The organism is Gemmiger sp. An50 (genome assembly GCF_002161595.1).
Lineage (GTDB): Bacteria > Bacillota > Clostridia > Oscillospirales > Ruminococcaceae > Allofournierella.
Genome location: NZ_NFID01000001.1, coordinates 284,955 through 297,568, shown reverse-complemented (window position 1 = coordinate 297,568; position 12,614 = coordinate 284,955). Strand labels below are relative to the sequence as shown.

The 12,614-nt window shown below is 51.0% G+C and carries 19 protein-coding genes; all 19 read right to left on the bottom strand.

From position 1 onward, the window contains the following. Positions 1 to 5: 5 nt before the first annotated feature. A complete protein-coding gene (locus B5G03_RS01445; RefSeq protein WP_087180025.1) occupies positions 6 to 452 on the bottom strand; it encodes a prepilin peptidase in 447 nt (148 codons plus the stop codon). Beyond that, positions 449 to 1,168 (bottom strand): DUF3848 domain-containing protein, encoded by a 720-nt coding sequence (locus B5G03_RS01440; RefSeq protein WP_087180024.1) that lies wholly within the window; start codon positions 1,166 to 1,168, stop codon positions 449 to 451. The genes B5G03_RS01445 and B5G03_RS01440 overlap by 4 nt, the downstream gene beginning before the upstream one ends. A 106-nt stretch (positions 1,169 to 1,274) precedes the next feature. Next, positions 1,275 to 2,732, bottom strand: a complete 1,458-nt coding sequence (locus B5G03_RS01435; RefSeq protein WP_087180023.1) for a DNA cytosine methyltransferase — start codon at positions 2,730 to 2,732, stop codon at positions 1,275 to 1,277. Positions 2,733 to 2,740: 8 nt separating this feature from the next. Next, the gene (locus tag B5G03_RS01430) at positions 2,741 to 3,223 is read right to left on the bottom strand and encodes a DUF3849 domain-containing protein (protein ID WP_025544401.1); all 483 of its coding nucleotides are present in this window, start codon (positions 3,221 to 3,223) and stop codon (positions 2,741 to 2,743) included. Beyond that, on the bottom strand, positions 3,223 to 3,546 hold the full coding sequence (locus B5G03_RS01425) for a hypothetical protein (RefSeq protein WP_006354129.1): 324 nt from the start codon (positions 3,544 to 3,546) through the stop codon (positions 3,223 to 3,225). The genes B5G03_RS01430 and B5G03_RS01425 overlap by 1 nt, the downstream gene beginning before the upstream one ends. Positions 3,547 to 3,558: 12 nt before the next feature. Next, the gene (locus tag B5G03_RS01420; RefSeq protein ID WP_087180022.1) at positions 3,559 to 3,768 is read right to left on the bottom strand and encodes a mercury transporter; all 210 of its coding nucleotides are present in this window, start codon (positions 3,766 to 3,768) and stop codon (positions 3,559 to 3,561) included. Between the two features lie 11 nt (positions 3,769 to 3,779). Next, complete coding sequence (locus B5G03_RS01415; RefSeq protein ID WP_021632268.1) at positions 3,780 to 4,616, bottom strand: conjugal transfer protein TrbL family protein; 837 nt, start codon at positions 4,614 to 4,616, stop codon at positions 3,780 to 3,782. A gap of 69 nt (positions 4,617 to 4,685) precedes the next feature. Then, positions 4,686 to 4,964 carry a SpoVG family protein gene (locus B5G03_RS01410; protein ID WP_021632267.1) on the bottom strand — a complete coding sequence of 93 codons (279 nt, stop codon included), beginning with the start codon at positions 4,962 to 4,964 and terminating at the stop codon, positions 4,686 to 4,688. A gap of 60 nt (positions 4,965 to 5,024) precedes the next feature. Continuing rightward, the gene (locus B5G03_RS01405; RefSeq protein ID WP_021632266.1) at positions 5,025 to 5,288 is read right to left on the bottom strand and encodes a DUF6133 family protein; all 264 of its coding nucleotides are present in this window, start codon (positions 5,286 to 5,288) and stop codon (positions 5,025 to 5,027) included. A gap of 77 nt (positions 5,289 to 5,365) precedes the next feature. Further along, positions 5,366 to 5,728, bottom strand: coding sequence for an Mbov_0395 family pilin-like conjugal transfer protein (locus B5G03_RS01400; RefSeq protein WP_087180021.1), 363 nt, complete (start codon positions 5,726 to 5,728; stop codon positions 5,366 to 5,368). Positions 5,729 to 5,745: 17 nt separating this feature from the next. Then, on the bottom strand, positions 5,746 to 7,311 hold the full coding sequence (locus B5G03_RS01395; protein ID WP_087180020.1) for a VirD4-like conjugal transfer protein, CD1115 family: 1,566 nt from the start codon (positions 7,309 to 7,311) through the stop codon (positions 5,746 to 5,748). 12 nt (positions 7,312 to 7,323) lie between these two features. After that, on the bottom strand, positions 7,324 to 7,773 hold the full coding sequence (locus tag B5G03_RS01390; protein WP_025544408.1) for a hypothetical protein: 450 nt from the start codon (positions 7,771 to 7,773) through the stop codon (positions 7,324 to 7,326). After that, positions 7,770 to 8,819: a DUF7768 domain-containing protein gene (locus B5G03_RS01385; RefSeq protein WP_087180019.1), complete on the bottom strand. Its 1,050-nt coding sequence runs from the start codon at positions 8,817 to 8,819 to the stop codon at positions 7,770 to 7,772. Before B5G03_RS01385 ends, B5G03_RS01390 begins: the two co-directional genes overlap by 4 nt. Positions 8,820 to 8,928: 109 nt before the next feature. After that, positions 8,929 to 9,540, bottom strand: coding sequence for a hypothetical protein (locus B5G03_RS01380; RefSeq protein WP_087180018.1), 612 nt, complete (start codon positions 9,538 to 9,540; stop codon positions 8,929 to 8,931). A 9-nt stretch (positions 9,541 to 9,549) separates the two neighbouring features. Further along, positions 9,550 to 9,918 carry a hypothetical protein gene (locus tag B5G03_RS01375; RefSeq protein WP_087180017.1) on the bottom strand — a complete coding sequence of 123 codons (369 nt, stop codon included), beginning with the start codon at positions 9,916 to 9,918 and terminating at the stop codon, positions 9,550 to 9,552. Further along, complete coding sequence (locus tag B5G03_RS01370) at positions 9,911 to 10,195, bottom strand: aldo-keto reductase family protein (protein ID WP_087180016.1); 285 nt, start codon at positions 10,193 to 10,195, stop codon at positions 9,911 to 9,913. The genes B5G03_RS01375 and B5G03_RS01370 overlap by 8 nt, the downstream gene beginning before the upstream one ends. Before the next feature lie 5 nt (positions 10,196 to 10,200). Beyond that, a complete protein-coding gene (locus B5G03_RS01365) occupies positions 10,201 to 10,884 on the bottom strand; it encodes a hypothetical protein (protein WP_055180676.1) in 684 nt (227 codons plus the stop codon). Further along, complete coding sequence (locus tag B5G03_RS01360; protein ID WP_087180015.1) at positions 10,874 to 11,224, bottom strand: hypothetical protein; 351 nt, start codon at positions 11,222 to 11,224, stop codon at positions 10,874 to 10,876. Before B5G03_RS01360 ends, B5G03_RS01365 begins: the two co-directional genes overlap by 11 nt. Before the next feature lie 120 nt (positions 11,225 to 11,344). Beyond that, entirely contained in the window at positions 11,345 to 12,556 is a 1,212-nt protein-coding gene (locus B5G03_RS01355) for an ATP-binding protein (protein ID WP_087180014.1), read from the bottom strand. Positions 12,557 to 12,614 lie beyond the last annotated feature (58 nt).

Here is a 12,614-nt window from a genome sequence, read left to right as displayed (position 1 = left end):
TTTGTTCAAATTACAGCGGCCGCAGCCGCAAGCCAATAAGCAGTTACGCCGCCAATGCAGAAGAACGGGGCAAGGGGTAGCCGGATGGAAGAAAAGTCCTGCCTGCGAAACCCAAACAGCATTACCCCTGTAAGCACGGCCAGGAACAGAGATAAAATGCTGTGCAGCAGACCAGGCCACACTCCCAGGACAAAGCCGCAAGCCCCCATCAGCTTAATGTCCCCGCCGCCAATGGCAAGGGCTTTCCCATGTGTCAGCAATGCGGCCAACAGGTACGGGCCTCCCGTAACAAGAAGCCCCGCCACAGAAGCGGCGGGGCGCAGCTCTATCAAGCCACAGACTAAAATCATGGCAGGAATCAGATTGGGAATTTCTCGTTCTTTCATATCCCAGAGCGCAGCACAAGCCAACAGCAACCCGAATACCACGCCTTTAACAATCAGCGGATTCATGGCTCCATATCACCAACCCACTCCAAATCCGGGTTGTCCAGTATCTCGCTATGCAAATCATAGAAGTACCGCAATTCCGCAGGTGGCTCACCGTTGATGTCAAACTCATGGTGGCGAAGTTCGTTTAGCCGTTTTCCCGCCACTTGCTTGACCGTGCTTTGGATTCTGTCTATGTCCAGGCAGGAGTAATCGGCTCCCATCCATTCTGTGTAGAGAGCCGCCAAAGGCTGCGGATAAGACAACAGAGCGTCCGTTTCCCACTCGTCCAACCCTTCCTCCAGATGGCAGAGGAAATCTTCTTTGATGATTTTCTCGTAAGCGTGGTCAAGAATTTCTTTGGGCGGCAGAGCGGTGAGTTCTTCCATACGGGCGTCAAATTCCGCTTTGGCCCGTTCATAGAGCAGGTCGCCCCGGTACTCGGTGCCTTTGTCCTGAAGGAAGTAGTACACCACTTCGCTGATATTGTTCGGGTTCATGCAGCGATCCGGGACGGGGGTGTTGCGGAACGACCATGCCGATTCCAATACATTTTCCATCGAAAGCAGCATATTCCGCTGAATATCACACAGCGGAATATTTTCCAGTTCATCTCGGATTGCGAGCATGGTCTGAAGCTGCTCAAAATACGGATCGCCGGAAGGAAGTCCCTCCGGCGGTCGTGCAAAGCGATGGATTTCCATTTCCAGTTTCTCTTTTAATGTGTCAGTTTCCAGCATGAATCACCTCCATCACAGGATTTGTCGATAGAATACGGCGATGGCGGTCATTGCGACCGCCATGCCGATGATAATAGGCCACGGGTTCCAATTTTTCTGAAACATTTTATTCTCCACATTCCAACGCCTTCTGTGCAGCAAGGATTTGCTTCCCGATGGCGTAGATTACAGGAACCGTCACGGAATTACCGGCTTGCCGGTATAGTTGATTGTCGCTGTTGACCGCCCGCGCCTTATCAAACATCTCGTCCGTAAAGCCTTGCAGCCGCCAGCACTCACGGGGCGTCAGCCTGCGGATCAGGCCGCACCCGGCAAACGCCGTGCCTTGATTGCAAGAGGTTTCCAGCGTCGTGGCAAGGTCTTTGCCAACCCGTCCACGCCGTGTCTTGCTCTCTGGGAAAGAGAGGTTGATGCTGTCGCCGCAGCGGGCAATATCATAGCCTTTCTTTGTTGCTTCTCGAATCTGCATACCGTAGGGACACTCATCGCAGTCCTGAAATAGCACCCCATGCCGATCCTGCGCCGTAATGGTGAAGGACGGCTCTCCGCAGTTCTTGATTCTCCGTCCGTTTTGCCGTTTTTCTTCCCGATCCGGGGTCACGACAGCACGGCAGCCATAGAACACCCCGGAACTGCCGCCCCAATTACTGATGGTGCGGTTATAGGCGGAGAGAATGCAACGGGCTTCTTTGGTAAGTTTCGCCTTTCCAGTGCAAATGTCCACAAAGGACAAAATCGCATCCTTGTCCATCCCTGCGGGAGAGATCAGAACACCGGAATTGTCTCCGCCACGGTTGGTAATGCCGCTGTTATACTTGGCTTTGATACAACGGGCATGATCGGTCAGTTTGGGATTGCCATTGCAGAGGTCAATAAAGTACAGGCCAGTCTTTACCCCAAATCCGCCGCCTTCCGAGGTCAATGTGCAGCTGATACCTGTTGTGTCATACACCCGTTTCCCTTGTATCCCCCCTATGAGTTGGATAAGAGCTTTGCCACTGCCTGCGGGGACAGGAAATATTTTGGGTCTGCGTCCGGCTCCAGGATGTCGGCAAGCGACAATGAACACTCGCTCACGATTTTGAGGGGGGCCGAAATACTTTGTATTGAGCAGTCCGTACTCGACATGATAGCCGAGTGAGGCCAGCGTATCGAGAACGGTCGCAAAGTCCCATCCTCCATGAATGGATAGGAGATTCTTAACATTTTCAAGGACAATCCATGTGGGTCGATTTTCAGGACTTTGGCCTTTGATGAGTTGAGCAAGTGTAAAAAAGAGTCCACTTCTTGCTCCGTCAAGCCCTCGCTGGCGGCCAGCGACCGAAATATCTTGACACGGGAATCCTCCTGCCCACAGGTCTGCTCTGGGGAGATCTGCGGGGGCGACTTTTGTGATGTCGGCTGCATACCATTCATCCTCCTTTACATCATGAATGGCTCTGTAACTGCGGTCGGCATACTTATCAATCTCACAATGCCCCACACAGCGCATCCCGCATAGCTCAAAGCCCTTGCGGAAACCGCCGATGCCTGCGAAGAAATCCAGGAATGTCATCTGCTCCATCGGCAGCCTCACAGTTCTGCCGTCATATCCTCGTCAAGCTCATCTTGCTCGATTTCATTCATGTGGTTGGTTTCTTCCTGTTCGTCCTCAAGCTCCATCAGCTTCACAAAGACGGCATTTACAACACACGGATCAATCTCCGTGACATATCGGGTGGTCGGGTCTACCTGATGTGCCTCCCTCGGCTCTCTTGTGTCGGGGAAGTCCGTTTTGCCCGCTCGGTCAAGCACGGCCTGATCGAACCGCGCGTCCCAATCGGAAAACTGGATGGTACGGGACAGCACATACATCGCCCGCTCTGTTCCATAACAGCGCACTAATTCTTCGATAAAGGCGTCCAGTTCACGGGTATTGAAGGCAGTCATGGCCTTATCCTGAATGAAGTTGCGGCAGGACATATTGATGTTGTAGCTGTCACACCAGAGAGCCGCTTCATCCTTTCGGGCGGCTTCCTCCAGCGAGGGGTAGTAGACCGGAATGGTTGCGTACATCACTCAAGCCCCCATTCATCCCCGTAACGATACGGGTAGATTTTCTGTCCGCGTAAAAAGCGGATCAGATTTTGCACCTGATCCACCACGGACAAATTGCTCTGGTCTTTGGTAGTCATCATCACAGAGCCAAAGATACCGGCCAGAGCCAGGATAACGGTGGTGGTCACATTCCCGGTAAAGAGCCAGGCCAGCGCCGCTATGCCGCCCATCACCAGGGACCCCACAATGGATTGAAAAAGTTGCTTTTTCCCGAAACCGGTAAACAGCTCGGCCTCCGGCTTTACGCCCAGAGGAATGTAAAGTTTCAGATCTTCGTCCATTTGCACCTCCTGTCAGGAATAGTAGTACAGAATCATGTCTTTGATCTGCCAGATGGATTCTGCGATGATGTAGAAGATCACCGTGTTACGGGCGCGCTTTTTGTACTGCGCCGCCTGTTCCTCGGCTGCGGTCAAGCGTACCAGGCAGTAGATAAAACGGGCTACCGCACCAACTCGCACGAGCAGGATGATGGCATTTGAAATATCGTCCATTGTCACCATCGGCCATCACCTCACTTTCCCATGCCCTTGACCATCTGCACCAGCCGCACAGAATGGTATGCGTTGTTGACAATGGCACCGCCGCCACCGCCACCGGTCGTAATGAGGAAGTCCTGAAGGAACTTCGGTGTCCGAACCGCAAGAATCATACAGGCCACGCCCCAGAAAATGTGCATATTCATCATCAGGCCAACCCCCAATTTCGCAAGAGAAACCTGAATCACCACAGAGAGCGCAGACTGGAAGAACTTGCTCATGTAGGGCTTGAACACGCCTTTGTCGTTGTCAATCAGACCTACGCAGGCCAACGGAATACCCACTCGCAAAATCAGGATTTCAAGCCCGCGCATCAGGAATTGGAAATAAAGAATGAAATAGACGATGACAAATACCAGGCCAAAGATAGCCGTCACAAGTCCCATTGTCGAAATGCCGGATACCCAGCCCGCCCAATCGTAAGCGGTGGCAAGGCCGATAGCCTCCAACATTTTGTTGCTCATTTCCTCTACAATCGTGGCGAGCCAGTCATACATGGTGGGAAAACAGATTGCCACGGCCATTGCCTTGAAGAAGTTTGTGAGAATGGCAATAGGCTCCTCGTCGGCATCCCCGTCTGACCACAGCACATAGGTTTCAAAGCCTTTTTTCAGGAACTTCAGCACAATCAGGGACACACCAAAGCCGAACACAATGTCGAACAGGGACTGAAATAGATCGACCCCAGCCAAAGTGGACATATACTGCTCTGCATACAGGGTAAGGGGGATAATCCCTTCCATCAGCCCATCAATATAGGCGATTGCTCCATTCAGCAGGGCCACGATCAGCAGCACTAAGATATATTCCAATCAGCAACCACCTCCTTTCTGGGGGCGGCACTCGGCCGCCCCCAATAGGGATTGGAATATGGCGGGCAATCAGGACACGGCGGCGGCTTCGTTCTGCACGGCAGCCTCATACGCTTCCAGTACGGCAGCGGAGAGTTTCGCCCGCAGCTCCTTCGTCATGGGGAAGCAATGCTCCACCCACTCGCCCTTGACATTCCGGCGGCTGGGCAGGGACACGAACAGCCCCTTTTCGCCCTCGACAACCCGCACATTCTTCACCAGAAAGCAGTCATCCAGGATCACGCTGCACACCGCCCGCAGTTTGTCGGGACCGGTAAAAGTCTTTTTGATTTCCGCTTTGAACTCCATTGAAAAACCTCCTGTTAAAAATTAGGGCGGGGCCGGTGGCCCCGCCGCTGCTTGTTCCGATCAGCCGCCGTAGTTGAACATATCCTTGATGCGCTGGGTGATGGTGGGCAGCACGGTGTCGTCCACGATCAGGTACAGACCGGCCAGGATCAGGGCGCCCAGGACGATAGAGATCAGCACAGTGATTGCCACATCCAGCGTTCCCTGACCGGTGCGGTCGGTCAGCGCCGTCGCCGTGCGGTCGGCCAGCTCACGGGCCTTCTGCTTGGCAGTCCAGATAGAAGTCATAGCCTTAACCTGAGTGTTGCGGATGAAGTTAGCCATAGTTTTTTCCTCCTGTTAATAAAGTGATTTATTTAGTAAGGCGCGGAAATCGCCTGTACTACGGAATGTATCCCAGCTTACTGGTAGTAGCCGAGAATCAGGTTCAGGGTGGCGGAACCGAGTACGGCGCCAATGCAGGACACCACCGCCACCACAATGCGGTTGTTCCACTTTTTCTGATCCATCTCGTCAGCCATGCCGCGCCGGATACAGAAATAGATGATAAGCAGACCGGCCACAACCGGCGCCAGCACCATCAACCAAGTTGTCACATCACCGATCAACTGCTCGGTTCCCTTGACGATCTGGCTGTCCTGCACCCCAGCCGCATAAGCCGGTGCGGACATAAAAAAAGAGGCGGCAAGTGTGGCGATTCCAGCACCTGCCGCCCGGACAGTCTGTTTCAGCCTGCCCGCCGTCTGGTTGATTTTCTCTTTCATTCAAGACCTCCTATGAGTTAATCATCATCAAGGCCGCCGCCCATAGCGCCCTTTTGCTGTGCAAGGCGGCGCATGATGTCTTTCTGGTAGTAAATCCAGATGTTCCACAATGCGATTTCCTGTTTCGTGTCGGTGATGATTGGCCGTTTCTGTTCCCGTTTTTCCCGCAGCCTGCGGTTATGCTCCATGTCACCCAACCCCAACATCTTGTTGAATATCCACTGAGAAAGGTCGGGCGCATACATCATAGCGGGGTGGTCGCGGCTGGTGATGATTTGGTGGGGACGCTTGACGCGCCGGACCTCATCGGTATTGAGCAGTTTTCTCTCGGTCAGACTGACGCTCTGGGAGTTAGAGGGGGTTGTGTATTTGCCGTTACTGGCCGAAAGCTGGTAACTGGATGTGGTGTAGCTGCCGAGTTTGTCGGACATCTCCCGCAGCGTTTCCGGGTCATCACTTTGCAGGTATGCCCACACCTGACAGTTGCCCTTGATTGTGTTGGCGATATTGTCGCTGTACTTTTCTTTCAGTTGGTCAAAGCCCTGCACAAACAGCGCATATCGCATCCCACGGCCAGCCGCCACGGTCAGTTTGTTGGTCATGTCACTGATGGGAGTAAAGTTGCCATACTCGTCAAGGATGAAGTTGACACGGCGTTCCAGGCGCCCGCCGCGCCGGTCTGCCGCCTCTGCCAAAAGTTCATATTGCTGCGACACAATGAGAGAAGCAATGGGGTAAAAGGTGGTTTTCTCGTCGGGCAGGATTACGAACAACGCCTGCTTTTTACTGCCCATATCCGCAAGGGTAAAATCGCTGGTATGAGTGATAGCATAGATGGACTTCGAGGTGAACAGCCGCAGGGTGGTCAGAGCAGAGGTGTAGAAGCTGCCTCTGGTGCGGGACGGAGCCACATCGGAAATGGACAGAAGCGCCCGTGCCGGGTGGGATGGAGAGAGTTTCTTGACATACTCCAACAGCGGCATCTTATTTCCGATGGTGCGGCACATTTCCGAGATGAACCAATACACATTGGTCATGTTCTGAAATTCCGGTCGTTTTTGGTTATCACACACCACGCAAAGAATGGCGGCCGCTATGATGGAACATTCGCCGTTTGTCCAAATCTTTTCGCCCTCCGGCTTACCAACCAGATTGTTCGTCAAGTCCCAGGCCAGCATTTCTGCCCGGTCGGTGTCGCCCTCGTTGATGGCGTCAATGATGGGCTGGAGCAGATTGTAGCGCATACTCTTTTCAGGGTTTTTGAAGTCCAGCACCAAAACCTCATAGCTCAACTTTTTTAGGAAGTCAGCGGTGTAGTGGAACAATTCGGCTTTGGGATCGGAGCAGAAGATGGATTCACCAGCAAGTCCCAAAAGGCAGATACTTTCCAAAACCAGACACCTTGATTTACCGGAGCGAGTGGCGCCAACGCAGAGCAGGTGGCAGTCATCACCGACAAAATAGATTTTTTCTTTATCGCCCTCCTTTCGCATACCTACCACCACGCCGCCTTTTTTCAGCGGAGTATCCGCTCCCAAAGGTTCCTGCTTGGGAATACCTTTGGGATGAAGGTTCAACTTCAATTTATCGCCTCCTTATTTTTCTTTGAGAAAATCCAAACCATCGTATCCGGTATCTAAGAGCTGCCGGATCGTTGGATTGTGCGGGTCAAGAATATAGCTATCAAATGCTTTGTCCTTCTCGGAGTCGGTCATCCACCGGGCCGAACCGTGCTGGTATTGGCCCACGGCTCTGGGTGTCTGAATCTCCGGGGTGATCGTGTCCAGGTCTGATTCATACGGCCTCATGTTGGTAAGAAAGAACATTACCGCCAGCACACTCACAAACCCTTGCAGGCACAGATACAACATCATGTGCTGGCGGTTGGAAAACAGACTGGCAAGGCAGTCCCCGATAGGGAGAAGCGACAGCCGGGTAATCTCTCTTGTCAGCAGGCCATGAACCGCTGTGGAGAAAAATAGATTGAGAATTGCGCCAGAAACGAAGATCAGCGCACATACCATCAGTTTAGGCTTTGTTTTCATAATTCCATATCATCCTCAACCGCAAAATCATCCAGAAACGCTTCATTGTCTTGATCCTCGGTCAGCTTGATTTCCTGCGGTTCCATTTCGCCCATCTGCATGGGAACCAGGACCGGCAATAGATGCTTTTGCAAAAAGTCCTGATCCTCGCAGCGGTCAATGAATGTCCCGAAGGTGTTCAAAAACGGTGTATCCAACGGAGTACAAATCATCAGGTCGCCGCGCTCTTTCCCCATTTTCACAATAAAAGATGCAAGATTGACCGGATCGGGGTCCAGGCAGAACGCTTCATGCAGGCCGCCCTCCGTAGGGGTATACCCGATCAGAAAAGGATAGCCGCAGGCAGTATGGTTCTGTTTGGCTGCGCTGATAAGTTCAGGGGTGACAAACTTGGTGAGTTCTTCGGCAGCCTCATTTCTGACCGGCTTATCCAGAAGCCATTCTTTCAAACTTTCCGGCTTGACAATACCACAGAAGTCATGTCGTTCCCAATGAATGTATTTGCCGGTCAACAAGCTTTCTGCATACACGGCCTGACCTCTGGCTCCATAAATACATCCAAAACCGTCACGGGCATACCAGATGGAGTCGTCGGCAGTCATGTCCTCGCCCTTGCTGCTCACCCCAGGCTTGAGAACCAGAAATTGATTTTCGTAGTTGTACTGGCTACTGTCGGGGATGCAGTCATTTATGTCCAGAGGGCGATCCAACTGGCGGATCATTGTCTGATTCTTCACCATATCGTCAGATACATAGAGAATCGGGAGTTGCAGAAAAGTAGCCAGACCGATTTCGTCCTTCATCCCCTGAGAGATGGTATCACCCATAACCCAGAGTTCATCGCAGCGTTCCAGCAGTTCGTGACCCATTCGCAGGCCCTGTTCCCGCTGCTCCGGCACTGTGTCATTCAGATATTGCGTGAAAATCGTGTGCGGCGCCAAAGGAATCACGCCGCAGGATGCCGCATAAGCACAGTAGTCCTTTGCCTTTTCCATGTTTTTTTCCATATCTCCCCGCAAAGGGGAAGAAATATAGACCAGCCTCAAAGTAACACCTACCTTTCCCAATTAAGCCCATCCACCCAACAGACGGACGGTGCAAAAGTCGCTGAAAACTGCCCACCGGCGACGGGACATAGCCCCAAACCTCTGAGCTTCAAATTTCCAGATCTTCCTCGTCCTCTAAATCACAGGCGCTTTCCGCATCGGAACCGTAATCTGTGAACGGCAAAATGTGTTCTGTGCCGTTCTCAACATTTTCCTCGGATTCATAAAGGCCCATATCGGCAAATTCATTATCGGAAACAAGAGTACCGTCAACGGTACGGAACATCAGCGGCATATAGTTACTGTCCTCGTAATACAGAAACTCATTGGTTGCATAGGCCAGTCTTGCAATGTCGCCGTCGTGAAAAATGAAATATGGAATCGTTCGTTCCCCGTTGATTGCCGGATACTTTTTGAGTTCATCAAAAAACTCTTGAAGTTCAGGGCAGACATAATGCACGGTCAGCTTACCGGTTTCATTGCGGGAAATTCGTCCGATCACATCTTTCAACGCATGATCGGCAGTCAGTTGATAGCCAGCCCAGGCGACGGCTGTAATTTGGAACGGCGAAACAACGCCATCCGTTTCTTTATAAACCTGCGTGTTATCAAAGTCGTACCGGAGCCATTGACACTCCATATCATCCGCCTCTTGGCGCGGCGAAATGTCTGCTTCGATGATGAAGTGACTTCCTTCCAGATCGAAATCCAGGATTTTCATTGCAAACTCCTATCTTTCCAAGTCCAGCCCGTCCAGCTCATAGTCTGAAACAGGCGGTTCAAAGGCCGTATCATAGGTCACATCATCAAGCTGCCGGATTGCGTCCAGGCGGGCCGCCGCCTGCGGATCAGTAACAAGTTCCTGTTCCAGCAGAGCGTCCGCAACGATGGCGTTGGAAACAGGGTCGGTAAAACAAAGGTTCTCACCGTCCTGCGCAGCCTGTTCCAGCACAGACTCCGGCAAGATTTCTTCGGCAACGGCCTTCGGCACTTCCAGCCCTCGTTTTTTTGTGCCGACGATCTCATAAATACCCACGGCGATTTCTCCGCAAGTGATGATGTTTCCCCAAATATCGGGATTCGGGCGTCCATCACGCATACTTTGTCCCTCCATCTTCCTCATAAGGCATATAAGCTATGACGGTGAGGTAATCCGTACCCAGGCGCCGCAAAAGAGCATCCTGATGTTCCATGACCTGATCGACGATATGCTCCGGGCAGTATTTCATCAGGTCGGCTACATATTGCCCCACATCCAAGCCAATGGGATGCGCCAGGTATTCTTCGTCCGTCATGCCCTCAAGCTGCTGGTTCAGCCCGTATTTATACATCAGGAAACGGGCGATAGCGATGGTCTGATTTCTCTTGCTGCTCATGCTTGCTATCCTCCAATCTCCATTTCTTCCTGCTGGCCGAACTCCATATCAAAGTCAAACTCCATTTCCTGCTCCCGCAGCTCCGGGATAATGTCCTCGATTTTGTCAAGAATCCGTTCCACAGATTCACGGGCTTCGTTGGAAACATCCTGATCGAGTATGCTCATTTTGACCAAACCCGCATGAAGGACCCGGAGTTCTTCTTCGGTGAACAGCGCACGTTCATCCACTAAACCGCTCCGTTTGGCAAAATCCTGTCCTGCAAATTCCTTGTTGTAAAAAATCTGGCGGGCCATCATTTCGCCGGAATCCGGGGCGGTGCGGTAGGTGGAGAACACATAGCCAAACAGATGATGTTCCTTGCAGGCGAGAGTCACGCCATTGTATTCTGCCAGCTTATAAGAGCCATTGGGAAGTTTCTCATTGGCGTCAGTATAAGGACAGTCGCGGCAGATACCCGCTTTGTTCGCTGTGTCCTGGGCCGTATCGTTGATAAGGCGAATGAGTTTGTCCTTGACTGTGACAAAGGGGTTCTGGATCACCGTATCGGCTTTGGAGAAATAGGCCACAAGCTGGTTCTTGAAATAAATATCAGCGATGTAATCGGAAGATTGGGACCGCTTTACATCAAAGCCGCGCCGGGCAAGCTGCTCAAAGAACAGCCTGTAAAAATCGGTTTTACTTCGCAATCGGTTTCCTCCTTTCCTGATAACCTTTTCGCTTCATCACATCTTTGAGAATTTCAATGAAAGCAAAAATGCGCTCTGCCGCCGCCTGATTTTTGGGGTAAACCGCAGGCAGCGGAGGGCGCCGCTGTTTTTTCAGATCGTACCATAGACAGCCGCCATCCCTTCGTTCAGGGAACATACAGGACGGGACAGAGGTGCGCAGGGTATAAGGGCAGTTATGGCAGGGATGTCCTTTGGGGTATTCATATTGGTGAACCGTCAAATGGGCAATGCCATACGAACCGCTCGGAATCGACACCGGCACACCATTTTGCTTATAGGAAGTGTTCGCTGCTATCATCCTTTCTCCTTTCTGGAACCGGGCGGCCGGTCACTTTTTGATTTCCACAATCATTTGAAAACAGAAAAAGCAGCCCCGCAGGACTGCTTTTCTGTATGGCAATATCAATTTTTTCAGATGTCAATACTCCACACTAAGCAGAAAATCCGCTATGTGCATTGTCTTGATTCCCTCATAGTTCCCACCGGCAAATTCGTCTGTTGTGAGAACAAATTTGGGATAATTGTCGGGTATTTCAAGCAGGCGGTTATATTCTCGCTTTTCTGTCTTTTCTGAGTTGATTTCCTGCGTAACCTGAACATAAATTTTTTCGTTTTGTCTGACTGCTACAAAATCAATCTCACCATCACTGGTTTTCCCCACATAGACTGTATATCCCCGTCGGCAAAGTTCCAAGTACACGATATTTTCCAAACTGGAAGCAACGCTGTCCGCGTTATAGCCGAGAACACTGTACCGCAAGGCAACATCAGCCAGATAGAATTTTTCCTGCGTTTTCAGGATTTCCTTACCCTGTAAATCATATCTCGAACAACGGTGAAGCAGATACGCCTTTTCCAGCTTATCCAAATAGCTATAAACGGTTTCGTTATCAAGGGATCGCCGTTCTGATTTCAGGTAATCCGCAATCGACTTTGCGGAAAAGGTGTTACCGACATTGCTGAATGTGTACTTTACAACACGCTCCAACTGGTCGATCTTCCGAACTTGATTTCGTTTTACAATATCCGAAAAAATTGTGGAGTTGTATATATCCCGGACAATCGTATAGATTTCATCCTGAGAATACGCCTGTAAATGAGTTGCTGGGAACCCGCCCAAGCGGACATAATTGGCAAGTTCTGTTTTCGGCTCCCCAACATTGGCGAATTTGCTTTTGAACATCAGATATTCGCCAAAAGACAGGGTGAAAATGCGGAAGGAAACATATCTGCCAGTAAGATAGGTCGCTATTTCAGAGGACATCATTCTGGAGTTGGAGCCTGTAATATACAAGTCAACATCAAAATCGGACGCCAGCGAATTAACAATCTTTTCCCATCCCTTGATTTCTTGAACCTCGTCCAAAAACAAATAGGTCTTGCCCGCAGGGGAGAGTTTTTCTTTCAAGAGTGTGTAGATCTGCTTTGCCGTCATATCCTCATATTCCATAGAATCAAAACGACAGCTTATAATGCGATCTTCTGGAATGTTTCGTTCCGTTTTCAGCCTTTCCATAATCATTTTCAATATGGTAGATTTTCCGCAGCGGCGCACTCCTGTAAGGATTTTTACAAAGGGAGTATCTACATAGGCCATGATCTTATCCACATATAACGGTCTATCAATCATTGTGACCACCTCCATTTGTAATTATTATACCGCAAAACAAGCAGGTGGTCAATTTTTT